Annotated in this window: 16 protein-coding genes; 9 read left to right on the top strand and 7 right to left on the bottom strand. The window is 63.3% G+C overall.

Going from position 1 to position 16,528, the window contains the following annotated elements; genetic code table 11:
* The first annotated feature begins 13 nt into the window (after positions 1-13).
* From AB6802_RS14700 to sufA, 3 genes are all read left to right on the top strand, one after another.
* Positions 14-1,255 (top strand): cysteine desulfurase, encoded by a 1,242-nt coding sequence (locus AB6802_RS14700; RefSeq protein WP_371010832.1) that lies wholly within the window; start codon positions 14-16, stop codon positions 1,253-1,255.
* 5 nt (positions 1,256-1,260) lie between these two features.
* A complete protein-coding gene (locus tag AB6802_RS14695) occupies positions 1,261-1,653 on the top strand; it encodes an SUF system Fe-S cluster assembly protein (RefSeq protein WP_371010831.1) in 393 nt (130 codons plus the stop codon).
* 183 nt (positions 1,654-1,836) lie between these two features.
* Positions 1,837-2,217 carry a Fe-S cluster assembly scaffold SufA gene (sufA, locus tag AB6802_RS14690; RefSeq protein WP_371010830.1) on the top strand — a complete coding sequence of 127 codons (381 nt, stop codon included), beginning with the start codon at positions 1,837-1,839 and terminating at the stop codon, positions 2,215-2,217.
* A 22-nt stretch (positions 2,218-2,239) separates the two neighbouring features.
* Here the strand turns inward: sufA and AB6802_RS14685 are convergent, their stop codons facing one another.
* Complete coding sequence (locus AB6802_RS14685; protein WP_371010829.1) at positions 2,240-2,698, bottom strand: RidA family protein; 459 nt, start codon at positions 2,696-2,698, stop codon at positions 2,240-2,242.
* A 15-nt stretch (positions 2,699-2,713) separates the two neighbouring features.
* Complete coding sequence (locus tag AB6802_RS14680; protein WP_371010828.1) at positions 2,714-3,211, bottom strand: GFA family protein; 498 nt, start codon at positions 3,209-3,211, stop codon at positions 2,714-2,716.
* Positions 3,212-3,299: 88 nt separating this feature from the next.
* Between AB6802_RS14680 and AB6802_RS14675 the strand changes: the two genes are divergently transcribed.
* Positions 3,300-3,623 (top strand): TfoX/Sxy family protein, encoded by a 324-nt coding sequence (locus AB6802_RS14675; protein WP_371010827.1) that lies wholly within the window; start codon positions 3,300-3,302, stop codon positions 3,621-3,623.
* A 188-nt stretch (positions 3,624-3,811) separates the two neighbouring features.
* Here the strand turns inward: AB6802_RS14675 and AB6802_RS14670 are convergent, their stop codons facing one another.
* Complete coding sequence (locus tag AB6802_RS14670) at positions 3,812-4,729, bottom strand: pseudouridine-5'-phosphate glycosidase (protein ID WP_371010826.1); 918 nt, start codon at positions 4,727-4,729, stop codon at positions 3,812-3,814.
* Between the two features lie 51 nt (positions 4,730-4,780).
* Entirely contained in the window at positions 4,781-5,719 is a 939-nt protein-coding gene (locus AB6802_RS14665; protein WP_371010825.1) for a carbohydrate kinase family protein, read from the bottom strand.
* A 276-nt stretch (positions 5,720-5,995) separates the two neighbouring features.
* Here AB6802_RS14665 and recA point away from each other — a divergent pair, with 276 nt between their 5' ends.
* Together recA and alaS are read left to right on the top strand one after the other, a co-directional pair.
* A complete protein-coding gene (gene recA / locus AB6802_RS14660; RefSeq protein WP_371010823.1) occupies positions 5,996-7,096 on the top strand; it encodes a recombinase RecA in 1,101 nt (366 codons plus the stop codon).
* 448 nt (positions 7,097-7,544) lie between these two features.
* Complete coding sequence (gene alaS, locus AB6802_RS14655) at positions 7,545-10,214, top strand: alanine--tRNA ligase (RefSeq protein ID WP_371010822.1); 2,670 nt, start codon at positions 7,545-7,547, stop codon at positions 10,212-10,214.
* A gap of 218 nt (positions 10,215-10,432) precedes the next feature.
* Here the strand turns inward: alaS and AB6802_RS14650 are convergent, their stop codons facing one another.
* Both AB6802_RS14650 and AB6802_RS14645 read right to left on the bottom strand, forming a co-directional pair.
* Positions 10,433-11,059 carry a glutathione S-transferase family protein gene (locus tag AB6802_RS14650; protein WP_371010821.1) on the bottom strand — a complete coding sequence of 209 codons (627 nt, stop codon included), beginning with the start codon at positions 11,057-11,059 and terminating at the stop codon, positions 10,433-10,435.
* Positions 11,060-11,132: 73 nt separating this feature from the next.
* Positions 11,133-12,344, bottom strand: coding sequence for an NADP-dependent isocitrate dehydrogenase (locus AB6802_RS14645; RefSeq protein ID WP_371010820.1), 1,212 nt, complete (start codon positions 12,342-12,344; stop codon positions 11,133-11,135).
* A 208-nt stretch (positions 12,345-12,552) separates the two neighbouring features.
* Here AB6802_RS14645 and AB6802_RS14640 point away from each other — a divergent pair, with 208 nt between their 5' ends.
* The 3 genes from AB6802_RS14640 (at position 12,553) to murI (ending at position 14,985) form a co-directional block, all read left to right on the top strand.
* On the top strand, positions 12,553-13,395 hold the full coding sequence (locus AB6802_RS14640; protein ID WP_371010819.1) for an RNA methyltransferase: 843 nt from the start codon (positions 12,553-12,555) through the stop codon (positions 13,393-13,395).
* A 33-nt stretch (positions 13,396-13,428) separates the two neighbouring features.
* Positions 13,429-14,076, top strand: coding sequence for a hypothetical protein (locus tag AB6802_RS14635; RefSeq protein ID WP_371010818.1), 648 nt, complete (start codon positions 13,429-13,431; stop codon positions 14,074-14,076).
* A gap of 108 nt (positions 14,077-14,184) precedes the next feature.
* Positions 14,185-14,985: a glutamate racemase gene (gene murI / locus AB6802_RS14630; protein ID WP_371010817.1), complete on the top strand. Its 801-nt coding sequence runs from the start codon at positions 14,185-14,187 to the stop codon at positions 14,983-14,985.
* Between the two features lie 154 nt (positions 14,986-15,139).
* Here murI and AB6802_RS14625 read toward each other — a convergent pair whose 3' ends face one another.
* Positions 15,140-16,522 carry an RNB domain-containing ribonuclease gene (locus AB6802_RS14625; protein ID WP_371010816.1) on the bottom strand — a complete coding sequence of 461 codons (1,383 nt, stop codon included), beginning with the start codon at positions 16,520-16,522 and terminating at the stop codon, positions 15,140-15,142.
* Positions 16,523-16,528: the final 6 nt, after the last annotated feature.

Raw genomic sequence — 16,528 nt, 5'->3', positions numbered from 1 at the left:
AAGAGAGCTTGTGATGGACCAGAAGATCGAAACCACCCCCTACGATGTCGAGGCGATCCGCCGCGACTTCCCTATCCTGTCGCGTCAGGTCTACGGCAAGCCGCTCGTCTATCTCGACAATGGCGCGTCGGCGCAGAAGCCGCAGGTGGTGCTCGACACCATCCAGCATGCCTATTCCCAGGAATACGCCAACGTCCATCGCGGCCTGCATTTCCTGTCGAACGCCGCGACCGATGCCTATGAGAAGGCCCGCAAGTCCGTGCAGCGGTTTTTGAACGCGCCGAGCACCGACAACATCGTCTTCACCTCCAACACGACCTCGGCGATCAACACCGTCGCCTATGGCTATGGCATGCCGCGGATCGGCGAAGGCGACGAGATCGTGCTGTCGATCATGGAGCACCACTCCAACATCGTGCCCTGGCATTTCATCCGGGAGCGGCAGGGCGCCAAGCTGGTCTGGGTGCCGGTCGACGATCTCGGCGCCTTCCACATCGAGGAATTCGAAAAGCGCCTGACCAGCCGCACCAAGCTGGTCGCCATCACCCAGATGTCCAATGCGCTGGGCACGGTGACGCCGATCAAGGAAATCGTGCGCATCGCGCATTCGCGCGGCATTCCGGTGCTCGTCGACGGCAGCCAGAGCGCCGTGCATATGCCCATCGACGTCCAGGACCTCGACTGCGATTTCTTCGTCTTTACCGGACACAAGGTCTACGGTCCGTCTGGCATCGGCGTGCTCTACGGCAAGAAGGATAGGCTGGAAGAGATGCGGCCCTTCATGGGCGGCGGCGAGATGATCGAGGAGGTGACGGAGGACATCGTCACCTACAACGATCCGCCGCACCGTTTCGAGGCCGGCACGCCGCCGATCGTGCAGGCGATCGGCCTGGGTGCTGCGCTGGAATATATGCAGACGGTCGGCCGCGAGCGCATCGCCGCGCACGAGGCGGACCTGAAGAATTACGCCCACGAAAGACTGCGGTCGATCAACTCGCTGCGCATCTTCGGCGATGCGCCCGGCAAGGGCGCCATCATATCGTTCGAATTGCAGGGTATTCACGCCCATGACGTGTCGATGGTGATAGACAGGCAGGGCGTGGCGGTTCGCGCCGGCACCCATTGCGCCCAACCGCTGTTGAAACGCTTCGGCGTCACCTCCACATGCAGGGCATCGTTCGGCATGTATAATACCAGGGCCGAAGTCGACGCTTTGGCCGAGGCGCTGGAAAAGGCGCGAAAGTTCTTCGGATGACGATGATGGATGATGTGAGCACCACCGCAGACACTGTTCCGGAAACGGCCGCCAACGGCATCGTGTCGGCCTCGGCCATCCCCGCCGACGAACTGGCGCGGCTGACCGACGACATCGTCTCGGCGTTGAAGACGGTCTACGACCCGGAAATCCCGGCCGACATCTACGAACTCGGCCTCGTCTACAAGATCGACATCGAGGACGACCGTTCGGTCAAGATCGACATGACGCTGACCGCGCCCGGCTGCCCGGTGGCCGGCGAAATGCCGGGATGGGTGGAAAACGCCGTCGGCGCCGTGGAAGGCGTGTCGGGCGTCGAGGTCAACATGACCTTCGACCCGCCATGGACGCCCGACCGCATGTCGGAAGAGGCGCAGGTCGCGGTGGGCTGGTATTAATGCATGTCGCCCAAAAGTGACCTCGGTTTTGGGACAACGACATGCATAAAACAAAAACCTAAAGCGCGTCGCGCTTTAGGCAGGAAAGGGCTGGCGCACTTGCGCCAGTGGTAAAACTTCACCATTTTAGGTGAGGAATCATTCGGCAGGCCTTGAACCTGCATGGAATGGAGAAGGACGAACATGGGACGCTTCGCCGTCATCACGATGACCGACAAGGCCGCCGACCGCGTGCGCGAGATCGTCGCCACGCGCGACAATGCGCATGGCATTCGCCTCGGCATCAAGAAGGGCGGCTGCGCCGGCATGGAATACACGGTCGATCTGGTGACCGAACCGAACACCAAGGACGACCACATCGAGCGCGATGGCGCCCATGTCTATGTCGCGCCGGAAGCAGCGCTTTTCCTGTTCGGCACCGAGATGGATTTCGAGCAGACGACGCTGCGCACCGGTTTCACCTTCAAGAACCCGAACCAGAGCTCGGCCTGCGGCTGCGGCGAGTCGGTCGAATTGAAGCCGGCCGATCTCAAGGCGCTGGCCGAGGCGCGCGCTTCCGCCTGAGCAAGCTTTCCGGCGGTGCTGCCTAGTCTGGCAGCGCTGCGATCACGACAAGTTCGACGACCAGGTCAGGCTGCGCCAGGGCGGCGACGCCGATCACTTCCGATGGCGGCGGGTTGTTGTAGCTGCAATGTTTCGGACAATGTTCGGCAAAGAATTCGTCCAGCACGTCCAGTCGGAAATTGGGTGAGCTGAGGACGCCGCCGGTCGGAAACGGCCCTTTGATGTAAAACGTTACCTTGACCAGATGGTCGAGCGAACTGCCAAGTTCCTCGAGATCCGTTTTGATGTTCGCAAGAATTGACCGCCACTGCATGGCAGGGTCGCCAATCGCGCCGCCTTGATGTTTCGACGGGTCATAATCGTCGACCGTGGCGGTGTTGCCGCACAGGAAAACATATCCTTTTGCGTCGGTGACGACCGTGCCCTTGCCCCAGGGCATCAGACGATCGCCTTTGAATTTCTTGTGGGTTGTAAGGTTCATGTCGGCCTCCTGGCGCTATTCCACCCATGTCCCTGTTCTTTTGTGCCAGTCGGCGATCGACTCCTCCGGATAGACGTCGAACGCCTTGTCCTTCTTGCCGATCACCGGCTCGACCCAGTTGGCCTTGTATTTCAGCATCAGATGCACCTTTTCCGGTGGCTTCGGCAGATCGCTGTCGATGGCCGAGGCGAAGGGGTGCACCAGCTCTGGCCAGGTCGGGTCGTAGAGCCAGAGAGCCGAACCGCATTTCCTGCAGAAGTTGCGCTCGCCGGTCGATATCTCGCAATGCGGGTGCTCATCGTCCTCTATCTCGGCGCGGAAAACGCCGAGGCTGCGCTTGCCGCGGATGTTCATGGTCTCGTAGTCGGCGCCGAGATTGATGGCGAAACCGCCGCCGCCTTGCTGCTTGCGGCAGATCGAGCAGTAGCAGAGCATGAACGGCACCGGCGTGTGGCTCTCCACCTCGAAGCGCACGGCGCCGCAGCGGCAGGAACCTTTGAGCAGGACAGGCATGAGGTACTCCGTTTCCACCTTTTCAACTTGTCAGCATGCTTTTGGTTGCGACCATGACAAGGCCGCATGCCGGTGACATGATCGCGGCATGGACAATGAACGCATCGCCGAACTGTTCGAGGGGCTCGGCCCGGTCAGCATCCGAAAACTGTTCGGCGGCAAAGGCATCTATTTCGACGGCGTGATCGTGGCCATCGTGCTACGCGGCGAATTGCTGCTCAAGGCCGACGAACAAAGTGCGCCCGATTTCATGGCTGCCGGCTGCAAACAGTGGACCTATACGGGCTCACGGCATGGCAAGCTGGTCGCAATGCCCTATTGGAGCATTCCCGACAGCGCTTTCGACGATCCCGACGAGATGATTGTCTGGGCGCGGCGCGCGTATGAGGCGGGGCGCAGGGCTGGGAAGTAGATTCCCGCAAGCGCGAGGCCGCCCCCTCATCCGGCCGCTCCGCGGCCACCTTCTCCCCGAGGGGGAGAAGAGGTTGGCGTCGGCGCAGGCACGCTCCTCTCCCCTCGGGGAGAGGTCGGATTGCCCCGAATTGCTCTCTGCAATTCGGTCTTGGCAATCCGGGTGAGGGGGTCTTCGCCGCGTGAAACCTACAACGCCTTGGCAATCTCCGCCGCCAGCCGCGCGTTGTTCTCGACCAGCGCGATGTTGGTCTTCAGACTCCGTCCATCGGTCAGTTCCAGGATTTTTCCGAGCAGGAAGGGCGTCACCGCCTTGCCGGTGACGTTCTGTGCTTCGGCCGCCTTTTGCGCGGCTTCGATGTAGCCGGCCATCTCGTCGGCCGAGATCTCGTCATTCCGCGGCACCGGATTGGCGATCAGAATGCCGCCGCTCAGGCCAAGCGCCTGTCGTGTTTCGTAGAAACGGGCGATCTCTTCCGCGTTGTGCAGCGTGAGCGGGGCGCGGAAGCGCGACTGCCGCGACCAGAAGGCCGGCATGGTTTCGCAGGCGTGGCCGACCACCGGCACGCCGCGCGTCTCCAGCACTTCCAGCGTCTTTTCGATGTCGAGGATCGCCTTGGCGCCGGCCGAGACGACGATGACCGGCGTGCGCGCCAGCTCATCGAGGTCGGCCGAAATATCAAAACTCTTTTCCGCGCCCTTGTGGACGCCGCCGATGCCGCCGGTGGCGAACACTTTTATCCCGGCGATATGCGCGGCGATCATGGTCGCGGCGACGGTGGTGCCGCCGGTGCGACTTTCAGCCACCGCAAAGCCGATATCGGCGCGCGACAGCTTCATGGCGTCGCCGGTCATGGCAAGCGATTCGCGTTCGCCGTCGGAGAGGCCGATCTTGATGCGGCCGTTGACCACGGCGATCGTCGCCGGTGTGGCGCCGCCCTCGATGATGATCTGCTCGACCTTGGCCGCCATCGCGCCATTGTCGGGGTAGGGCATGCCATGGGTGATGATGGTCGATTCCAGCGCCACCACAGGCTTGCCGGCGCGGAGCGCTTCGGCGACCGGCGGATGGATGTCGATGAAGGGGCTGGCGGTTTGCGGCGTCATGTCTGTCTCCGATCCGGAGAATTGGGCTCCGGCAAGATGATTTTTCTGGCCCTATGCCACTTCCCGCGCCTGCGGCACAAGGGCAAGCGCCTGCGCGAAGCTCGCCGCCGTGAAGGCCGGCACGGCCTCGGCGCTCTCGATGGCAAGCATCGCCGCGGCCAGGCCCTCGCGCAGGGCGGAGCGCAAGGGCAGTCCGCGCAGCATCGCGGCAACCGTTGCGCCCGTCAGCGCGTCGCCGGCGCCCGTGACGTCGGCAATCCGGCGCGGCGCGGGCGGATCGATCTCGAACATGCCGCCATCGTCGAAGCCCAGAACCGGGGCGCTGCCGGCGGTGATCACGCCGGCGCCGAGGCCAGCCTGCCTCAGCTTGCCGACGGCGTCCCCATCCGACAGACCGGCGCCGACAAGGGCCGCCACTTCGCGGCGGTTCATGAAAAGCAGTGACAGCGCCTCGAGCAGCGGCGCCAGGCGGACGACCTTGGCCGGCGAGACGGCGATGGCAAAGACCGGCCGCCCGCCGGCCAGTGCTGTCAGCCGTTCCAGCGCCGCTGTCGGCAAATTGGCGTCGCACAGGATGGCGTCGGCGGCGTCGATCGCCTCGCGCACCTTGGCGCGTCTTATCTGCTTTGGAAAAGCGAGATCGTAGAGCGCCATGTCGGCCAGGCCGACAATCAGCTCGCCCTCTGCGTCGATCAAGGCCGTATAGCTCGGCGTGACGCGGTCGAGAAACACCACCGAAAGGTCGGTAATGCCGGCATCGTCGATGGCCGAGGCAACTGTCTCTGCAGCCACATCGCCGCCGCGCACGGACATCAGCGAGGCCGACACGCCGCGCTTGACCACGCTGCGCAGCGCGTTGAAGACGACCCCGCCGACATCCTCGCGCATGACGCCCGGATTGGAGGCGGCGGGCACATAGGCGCCCGACACCTGGCCGCGCCGGTCGATATGGGCGCCGCCCAGCGCCAGGATTGTCGGGGATGTCGGCATGCGGGGAGTTCACCTCATTGATCGTTCGGCTGCGCACACTAGGTTTCTCCGGGCAGCCTCGCAATCGTTCGCGATTCGGGCGGCCGGTTTAGCGGGTGCTTCTGGACCAGTCGTCGCGGCCGCGACTAGCCCTGGTGAGACAAAAATAGAACAAATCCAGATATTGAATGTTTTTCAAATGTTTGTTGCCTCTTGCCAAATGAGAACAAAAAAGGTACAAACTAACAGGGATTACGGATTGTCCGGCCTTCATTGACGACCAAGGGGTGATGTATCATGGCTCAGAATTCTTTGCGGCTTGTAGAGGACAAGGCAGTGGACAAATCAAAGGCTCTGGATGCGGCGCTGTCGCAAATCGAGCGCGCTTTCGGCAAGGGCTCGATCATGCGGCTCGGCGCCAACGAGCAGGTGGTCGAGATCGAAACCGTGCCGACCGGATCGCTCGGCCTCGACATCGCGCTCGGCGTCGGCGGCCTGCCGCGCGGCCGTATCATCGAGATCTACGGGCCGGAAAGCTCGGGCAAGACGACGCTGGCGCTGCACACGGTGGCCGAAGCCCAGAAGAAGGGCGGCATCTGCGCCTTCGTCGACGCAGAACATGCGCTCGACCCGGTCTATGCCCGCAAGCTCGGCGTCGATCTGGAGAACCTTTTGATCTCGCAGCCCGATACCGGCGAGCAGGCGCTGGAAATCTGCGACACGCTGGTGCGCTCCGGCGCCATCGACGTGCTGGTGGTCGATTCGGTCGCGGCGCTGACGCCGCGCGCTGAAATCGAAGGTGAGATGGGCGATTCGCTGCCGGGTCTGCAGGCTCGCCTGATGAGCCAGGCGCTGCGCAAGCTGACCGCCTCGATCTCGCGCTCCAACACCATGGTCATCTTCATCAACCAGATCCGCATGAAGATCGGCGTCATGTTCGGCTCGCCGGAAACCACGACCGGCGGCAATGCGCTGAAATTCTACGCCTCGGTGCGCCTCGACATCCGCCGCATCGGCTCGGTCAAGGACCGCGACGAGGTCGTCGGTAACCAGACCCGCGTCAAGGTGGTCAAGAACAAGCTGGCGCCGCCCTTCAAGGTGGTCGAGTTCGATATCATGTATGGCGAAGGCGTGTCGAAGACCGGCGAACTGGTCGATCTCGGCGTCAAGGCGGGCGTCATCGAGAAGTCGGGCGCCTGGTTCTCCTACAATTCGCAACGTCTCGGCCAGGGCCGCGAGAACGCGAAGCTGTTCCTGCGCGACAATCCCGACACCGCGCGCGAAGTCGAGTTGGCGTTGCGCCAGAATGCCGGTCTGATCGCCGAGAAATTCCTCGAGAATGACAGGTCCGAAGGCAACGGCGATGACGGTTTCGAGGATGAAGCTGGCGCTGTCTGATGCGCCGGAATTCCGGGAACGGGCAATTAGCCGGCTTGGCCGGAGTTCGGCCACAATCCCGGTTTATTGTCTTATGCTTATGTAATTGAGTTCTTGAGTATTGCGTACCCGAACCGCCGGCCCTCGTGCCGGCGGTTTTGCGTTTTAAGCGCGGGAATTCGAGCGCTGGGCTTTGTCGCCTGGCTAAAGCGCGTCGCGCTGAAACAGACGACGCGCTTCAACGCTTGTTTTTGCGCATGTCGTTTCCCCAAAACCGCTGCGCATTTTTGGGCGACATGCTTAGTTCCCGTGTTTCTGGACAGCGCCAAGGCCTATCGCTAAAAGGCCAGTCCATCACTTCGTTTTGACGCCATTCCGGACGGACTTCACACGTTTCCTGGAATTGCTTTAAACACAATGCTCATTGCCGCCGGCCGTGCCGGCGGTTTTCGCGAAAAAGGCAAGTACCATGGTTGGCGTGAACGAGATCCGGTCGACATTCCTCGACTACTTCCGCAAGGAAGGGCACGAGATCGTCGCCTCGAGCCCGCTGGTGCCGCGCAACGACCCGACATTGATGTTCACCAATGCCGGCATGGTGCAGTTCAAGAACGTCTTCACCGGCCTGGAGAAGCGCCCTTACTCGCGCGCCTCGACGGCGCAGAAGAGCGTGCGCGCCGGTGGCAAGCACAATGACCTCGACAATGTCGGCTACACCGCGCGCCATCTCACCTTCTTCGAGATGCTCGGCAATTTCTCGTTCGGCGATTACTTCAAGGAACGTGCCATCGAGCTTGCCTGGAACCTGATCACCAAAGAATTCGGGCTGAACAAGGACAAGCTGCTGGTCACCGTCTACCACACCGACGACGAGGCGGCTGGCTACTGGAAGAAGATCGCCGGCTTTTCGGACGACCGCATCATCCGCATCGCGACCTCGGACAATTTCTGGGCGATGGGCGACACCGGCCCATGCGGCCCGTGCTCGGAAATCTTCATCGACCGCGGCGAGCACATCTGGGGCGGCCCGCCCGGCAGCCCGGAGGAAGACGGCGACCGGTTCCTGGAATTCTGGAACCTGGTGTTCATGCAGTATGAGCAGGTGACGAAGGAAGAGCGCATCGACCTGCCGCGCCCGTCGATCGATACCGGCATGGGCCTGGAGCGCATGGCGTCCATCCTGCAAGGGGTGGAAAGCGTCTTCGAGACCGACCTGTTCCGTCACCTGATCGACGCCGCGTCGTCGGCGCTCGGCCATGGCCCGGGGGCGGAGAATGTCGCCTCCTACCGCGTCATTGCCGATCATCTGCGCTCGTCATCCTTCCTGGTGGCCGACGGCGTGTTGCCGTCGAATGAAGGTCGCGGCTATGTGCTGCGCCGCATCATGCGCCGCGCCATGCGCCATGCGCAGCTGCTCGGCGCCAAGGAGCCCTTGATGTGGCAGCTGGTGCCGGCGCTGGTGCGCGAAATGGGCCAGGCCTATCCGGAACTGCTGCGCGGACAAGACCTGATCACCGAGACGCTGAAGCTCGAGGAGACGCGTTTCGGCAAAACGCTGTCGCGCGGCCTTGGCCTGCTTTCGGAGGCGACCGAGACATTGCATGGCGGCGACATGCTGGATGGTGAGACGGCTTTCAAGCTCTACGACACCTATGGCTTCCCGCTCGACCTGACGCAAGATGCGCTACGCCAGCGCAACATCTCGGTCGATCTCGCCGGTTTCACCGACGCGATGGAGCGGCAGAAGGCCGAGGCGCGCGCGCATTGGGCAGGCTCCGGCGAGGCGGCGACCGAGACGGTGTGGTTTGCGGTGCGCGAGAAGACCGGCGCGACCGAATTCCTCGGCTATGAGACGGAAGCTGCCGAAGGCCTGATCCAGGCGCTGGTCAAGGACGGCCTGAGCGTCGACAGCGCCGGCGAGGGCGATGCCGTTGCCGTTGTCGTCAACCAGACGCCGTTCTACGCTGAATCCGGCGGCCAGATGGGCGACACCGGCGTAATCTCAGGCGACGGCTTCTCGATCGAGGTTTCCGATACGCAGAAGAAAGCCGACGGCCTGTTCGTCCATATCGGCAAGGTGGTGAACGGCACCGTCAAGACCGGCTCGGCGGTTGAACTGAAGGTCGACCATGCCCGCCGCTCGAAGCTGCGCGCCAACCATTCCGCGACGCACCTGATCCACGAGGCGCTGCGCGAGGTGCTGGGCACCCATGTGGCGCAGAAGGGCTCGCTGGTGGCGCCCGAGCGGCTGCGCTTCGACATCTCGCACAACAAGCCGATTTCGGCGGAAGACCTCGATGAGGTCGAGCGCATGGCCAATGAGATCGTCGTCCAGAACAGCCCGGTGACGACGCGCCTGATGTCGGTCGACGACGCGATCGCCGAGGGTGCCATGGCGCTGTTCGGCGAGAAATATGGCGACGAGGTGCGCGTCGTGTCGATGGGCACCGGCCTGCATGGCGCCAAGGCCAACCGTCCTTATTCGGTCGAGCTCTGCGGCGGCACGCATGTCAGGTCGACCGGCGATATCGGCCTGGTGCGCATCCTGTCGGACAGCGCGGTCGCGGCCGGCGTGCGCCGCATCGAGGCGCTGACCGGCGAAGCGGCACGCAGGCACCTCGACGAACAGGACAAGCGGCTGAAGGCAGTGGCGGCGACGCTGAAGATCTCGCCGGCCGATGTGCCGGCGCGCGTCGAGACCCTGCTCGAGGAGCGCAAAAAGCTCGAGAAGGAGCTGACCGAGGCGCGCAAGAAGCTGGCGCTGGGCGGTGGCGCCGGCCCTGCCGATGCTCCGGCGGCCAACGAGATTGTCGCCGGTGTCGGCTTCCTCGGCAAGGCGGTTAGCGGCGTTGCGCCGAAGGACCTGAAGCCGCTCGCCGATGCCGGCAAGAAGACGCTGGGCTCAGGCGTCGTCGTCTTTGTCGGCGCCGGCGAGGACAACAAGGCAAGCGTGGTGGTCGCCGTCACCGACGACCTCACCGGCCGCTTCAGCGCCGTCGACCTCGTGCGCGTTGCTTCCGCCGCGCTTGGCGGGCAGGGTGGCGGCGGCCGTCCCGACATGGCGCAGGCCGGCGGCCCCGATGCGTCGAAGGCCAATGACGCGATCGCGGCGGTGAGGGCGGCGGTCGAAGCGGCGTAGGCTCGGGACGATTTTATCGAAACGTTGGCGGGACAGCGCCCCCCTCTGTCCTGCCGGACATCTCCCCCACGAGGGGGGAGATTGGCAGCTCGCGCGCCGGCACGCTTTTCTGCACCGTTGAAAGTTGGCAAAAGCCGATGTGACGTCTGATCTCCCAAGTGGGGGAGATGTCCGGCAGGACAGAGAGGGGCGCTGTCCCGCAGACCTCTCAATACTTATCAGCCAACCTTTTCAGTCCGTACGAAGCTCGGCCGGACCGCAACGCGCCCGTACCAGTCTCGAATATCCGCAAACCGCGCCAGCAAGTCGCGGCCTTCGGCGACCTTGACGAAATAGGCGATGATCGGCGCCGCATGCAGGTCAGCCAGGGTCAGCTGGTCGCCGAGCAGCCATGGTCCTTGGGTTTTCAGCGAGGTCAGCACCTTCAGCATCGTTTCCGCCTGCTTAAGGCCGGCGGCAATCAGGCTCTCGTCCGGCTCAGCCTTCTCCAGCCGCTCGACGGCAACATCCCAGACCATGGCGCGGTAGCCATAGGCGTCGAGCATGCCGATAATCTGGGTCATCCTGGCGCGGCCACACGCATCCGCCGGTTGCAGCGCCAGGCCGTCGAAGGCCTCGTCGATATAGCGTGTGATGGCATTGGTCTCGAACAAACGAAAACCGTCATGTTCGAAAGCCGGGATGCGGCCGAAGGGATGGTGCTCCAGATACCAGGCGGGAATGCCCTCGGCGGCGAAGATGTCGAGCGGCACGAGCTCGTAACCGACGCCTTTCTCCTCAAGCGCCATGCGCGCGATGCGCACATAGACGCTGTAGTCGGCGCCATAGAGGATCGGTTTGGTCATCGGGCCCGGCCCTTTGCCTATGTTGTCATCCAAAGGAAGAAGGCTCCTTGCGGAGCCTTCGGTATGTCGGGGATTACCCCATCGCCTTCTGCAAATTCTCGTCGATCTTGTCGAGGAAGCCGGTGGTCGACAGCCAGGGCTGGTCGGGACCGATCAAGAGCGACAGGTCCTTGGTCATGAAGCCGCTCTCGACCGTCTGGATGCAGACCTTTTCCAGCGTGTCGGCGAAACGCTTCAGCTCGGCATTGTCGTCGAGCTTGGCGCGGTGGGCGAGGCCACGCGTCCAGGCGAAGATCGAGGCAATCGAATTGGTCGAGGTTTCCTCGCCCTTCTGATGCTGGCGGTAGTGGCGGGTGACGGTGCCGTGCGCGGCCTCGGCCTCGACAGTCTTGCCGTCGGGCGTCATCAGCACCGAGGTCATCAGGCCGAGCGAGCCGAAGCCTTGCGCAACCGTGTCGGACTGCACATCGCCGTCATAGTTCTTGCAGGCCCAGACATAGCCGCCCGACCATTTCAGGGCGGAGGCCACCATGTCGTCGATCAGCCGGTGCTCGTACCAGATTTTCTTTGCCTTGAACTCGGCCTCGAACTCCTTCTCGTAGACCTCCTGGAAGATGTCCTTGAAGCGGCCGTCATAGGCTTTCAGGATCGTGTTCTTGGTCGACAGATAGACCGGATAGTTGCGCAGCAGGCCGTAATTCAACGAGGCGCGGGCAAACTCGCGGATCGACTCGTCGAGATTGTACATGGCCATGGCGACGCCGGCGCCGGGCGCGTCATAGACGTCGTGCTCGATCACCTGGCCGTCCTCGCCGACGAATTTGATCGTCAGCTTGCCCTTGCCGGGGAAGCGGAAATCGGTGGCACGGTACTGGTCGCCGAAGGCGTGACGGCCGACGATGATCGGCTTGGTCCAGCCGGGCACCAGGCGCGGTACGTTCTTCATGATGATCGGCTCGCGGAAGATGGTGCCACCGAGGATGTTGCGGATGGTGCCGTTGGGCGATTTCCACATCTTCTTCAGCTTGAATTCCTCGACGCGCTGCTCGTCGGGGGTGATCGTGGCGCATTTGACGCCGACGCCCCACTTCTTGATGGCGTTGGCCGAATCGATCGTCACCTGGTCGTTAGTGGCGTCGCGGTGCTCGACGCCGAGGTCGTAATATTCAAGCTTGAGGTCGAGATAAGGGTGGATCAGCTTGTCCTTGATGAACTGCCAGATGATGCGGGTCATCTCGTCGCCGTCGAGTTCGACGACCGGGTTCGCCACCTTGATCTTCGCCATGGAAAGAATGCCTCGTTGCTGGGGATCTGAACGGCCTTGCCCGCATGGCGTTCGGCCGGGGATGGGGAGCGTATATCAAAGGCTTTTTGAGCGCGCAAACCGCGATCAGCCTCATGTTGGACGAGTGCCGCTGTTGTGAATGCTTCATTTTAGGCGTCGGATGTGGCAGGGGACGCCGAAACGCCGCAAACATCGGTTACCGACAGCCATGCCCGCACTAGAAGATGCAGCCAAGACCGCCTCCGCCGGACCGGCGATCATCCTGGTCGAGCCACAGCTTGGCGAGAACATCGGCATGGTGGCGCGGGCGATGGCCAATTTCGGTTTGTCCGAGTTGCGCCTGGTCAATCCGCGCGACGGCTGGCCGAGCGAGAAGGCCCGCGCCGCCGCCAGCCGCGCCGACCATGTCATCGATGCCACCGTTGTGTTCGACGACCTGGCGTCCGCGGTCGCCGACCTCAACTTCGTCTTCGCCACCACGGCGCGCGAGCGCGACGGCTTCAAGCCGGTACGCGGCCCGGTCGAAGCGGGCAGGGCACTGCGCGCCCGCGCCGAGGCAGGGCTTCGCACCGGCATCCTGTTCGGCCGCGAGCGCTTCGGCCTCTACAATGACGAGGTCGGGCTTGCCGACGAGATCGTCACCTTTCCGGTCGATCCGGGCTTTTCATCGCTCAACATCGCCCAGGCCGTGCTTTTGATGTCCTATGAGTGGATGAAATCCGGCCTTGCCGACGAAACGGCGACCAATTTCTCCGGACCGGAGCTGGCGCCGGCGACCAAGGAACAGCTGCACAGCCTGTTCGCCTATCTGGAGGGAGCGCTTGAGGCGCGCGGTTACTTCCGGCCGGAAGAGAAGAAGCCGAAGATGGTCGACAATCTGCGCGCCGTGCTGACGCGCGCCGGCTTCGCCGAACAGGAATTGAAAGTATTGCGCGGCATTGTTTCCTCGCTCGACAGGTTTTCGCCGGCCATGCCGCGCGGCGATGGGTCGCCGGGAGACGATCCGAGGCGATTGCCCGCACGCAGTCGTGTGGCGGACAAAGAAAGTTAAAATCGATAAGCTCTGAACATTTGAAGTAACCGAATGTTATTCGGTTTTGATCCATCCTTATTGAAACGATGGGGGTGGCATATGTTTACGTCCAATATTGGCCGGATGCGCTTCTTTCTCTACTCTCTCGGCCTCTGGGTGGGCGAGGTGGTGGCGATCATCATCTGCATTGGCGCGACGATCGGCTTCGAAGGGCTGCTCAATTCAGCGCCCGGCCCGTCGCGGCAAAGCCTGGCCGGCGCGGTCCTGGTTTTTTCGCTCATCTTTGTCGCGCTGCGCGGCAACATCGCGCTCCGCCGAGGCCGTGACGCAAACAAAAACCGCTGGATCGTGTGGTCCTACATCGTGCTTTCCGGCCTCTACGCCCTCCTGCAAGCGGGCACGTTGCTGGTCATCAGGTTCGGCGATCCGGAAAGCGTGCCTGGCGGCCTGAACCTGGTTGGGCTTTCCATATTCGGCCTCTGGTGCACGATCCTGTGGGCCAAACCAGTCGCCGGCAGCAACATCGAAGAACTGACCTCGATGTTCGACTTTGACGGTCCGCTGCCAACGCCGGCCGGCGCTGCGCGTATCGCAACCAGCAGTGCCCCGGCCGTGCCGCGCGCCGCCGTTCGCATTCCGCCCGCGCCGCAGCCTTTTGGCAGGCCTCGCCCTGCCGGCTTCGGCAAGCGTGGGGTGTAGTCGACTGCGCGAAAGCTGCCAGGATTAGCCACTTCAAGACCAAGATCATTCGCGATAGAAGCGCCATTGGCCCGATTATGAGCCAGAACCTTCTAGGACCGGATGACAATGAGCGATCGATCAAGCCAGCCGCCGATCCTGATGTTCGATTCCGGCGTCGGCGGGCTCACGGTGCTGCGCGAGGCGCGTGTGCTGATGCCGGACCGCCGCTTCGTCTACGTTGCCGACGACGCGGCCTTTCCATACGGCGCCTGGGAAGAGCCGGCGCTGAACGCCCACATATTGGCGCTGTTCGGCACATTGCTGGAGCGGTTTAGACCCGCGGTTTCGGTCATCGCTTGCAACACCGCCTCGACCCTGGTGATCGATGCGCTGCGCGAAGAATTTCCCGACCATCTCTTCGTTGGCACCGTGCCGGCGATAAAGCCGGCGGCCGAGCGTACCCGCTCCGGCCTGGTCTCGGTGCTGGCGACGCCGGGCACGGTGAAGCGTCAGTACACGCGCGACCTGATCAGCAAATGGGCGCAGAAATGCCATGTCCGCCTGGTCGGCAGCGACAGGCTGGCGGGGCTGACCGAAACCTATATGCGCGAGGGCTTTGTCGACGAGGAGGCCGTGCGCGCCGAGATCGCGCCGTGCTTCATCGAACGCGACGGCAATCGCACCGACATCGTCGTGCTCGCCTGCACGCATTATCCGTTTCTGGTCAATCGCATGCGCAAGACGGCGCCCTGGCCGGTCGACTGGATCGATCCGGCGGAAGCGATCGCACGGCGCGCCATGTCGCTGCTTGATCCGGTGGGCGAGCCTTCAGGCGAGAACGAGCCCGATATCGCCATCTTCACCTCGGGCAAGGTGGACTTCGCCACGAGGCGCCTGATCCAGGGCTTTGGACTGACCACCCGCTAAGGCGTATTGATATTCGGGTGAGGCCGGCCTGCAAATGCCGGTTTCCTGCGCTTCCGGTGCTCACGTACTTTAAGTACGCTCCGCTCCGGTTCTCGGAACCCACCATTTTCGGCTCGGCCTGACCCGAATCTCAACACGCCTTGGAGACCATCGCTCACGCAGGTTCGAAGACGATGCTGCGTTGATCCGGATCGGCGGAGACCAGCTTTAGCTTCAGACTGTCGCCCTGCCGGAGCCCCGAGGCTTTGACGTTGGCAACGACAGGCATGTCGGCGAGCTGAACGCGCACGCCCTGATCGACGATGTCGGTGACGACGGCGTTGAACATCTCGCCTTCGTGCCCCTTCAGCATGACAGCCTCGGCAAGGTCGATTGCCGCGTGGTTGACCTGTCGAGCGCGGCCATCCGCGCGCCCCATCGCCTTCGGCAATCTGGTGAACGCGTCGCTGACGGCCTGCGGCACCGGCTGGCCATTGGCGATTGCCAACGTGCAGCGCACGACATAGCGGTCCGCCAGCCGCCTGAGCGGCGCGGTCGAGTGTGCGTAGGTCGCGGCCATCGCCTCATGCCAGGGGACGACGCCCTCCTCATAGGGCTGGTAGGACGCGCCGGAGCTGGCATGGCGGATCTCCAGCATCAGCGCCGCCTGTTGCTTGTTGGTCGGATCAAGCGTCCGCTGATAGTCGTGCAAGCTGGTGGCGGCCGGCCATGACAGGCCGAGCGCTTGTGCCGCGTTGCGCAGCCTTTGCACCTTGAAGCCATCCGGCTCCGCCATGACCCGGAACAACCCGGTCTTGTGCGCCAGCATGGCGTCGGCAATGGCCATATTGGCGGCCAGTGAAAGTGCTGCGTTGTCCTTCTCGGATTGCAGAAGCGGCCTGAACGAAAGCTGGAAGCTGCCATCGGCCAGCCTTTCCACTTCCTGCTCGGGCGGGTCGACGCGGGAGGCGCCGCGCCGGTCTTCGTTTGCCGCGATGCGCCGCGCCAGTTCCGCAAAGCCGGCCGGAACGTCGGAGGCCTGCACGCGGTCATAAGCGAGCTTGGCGCGGCTTTGGATGATTGCCCGCTCGGCGCCGTTCAGCTTCACCGCGCCGTCCTCGGCGACGCGAACTGTGAAGATGACCGCCGGACGCGGGCCATCGGGCAACAGGCTCGCCGCGGCCTCGGCAAGCACCGGCGGGTAGAGCCCGGCCTTGCCGTCCGGCAGGTAAAGCGTCTCGCCTCGCGTCCAGGCTTCGAGATCCACCGCGTCGCCGTCCTCGACGAACCAGGCGACGTCGGCGATGGCGTATTGCAACAGCAGGTCGCTGCCGCTGGCCTCGATCGAGAACGCCTGGTCAAGATCGGTTGAGCTCGCCGGATCGAGCGTGACGAAAGGCACCGCCGTGCGATCCACATGCCGGTTGGGCACGCGCTTGGCCGCCGCTTCCGCCGAAGCCATCACATTGGGCGGAAATCCATCCGGCACGTGGAACGCGGTGCGGATTTTCGAAAGACCGGCGGCGAGTGCCTGTGAGGGGTCTGTCAGTGATTTCATGCCGTC

It is taken from the genome of Mesorhizobium sp. RCC_202 (genome assembly GCF_041355295.1).
Lineage (GTDB): Bacteria > Pseudomonadota > Alphaproteobacteria > Rhizobiales > Rhizobiaceae > Mesorhizobium.
Note: the sequence above shows the minus strand (reverse complement) of the source record. Positions and strands in the feature narration are given on the sequence as shown.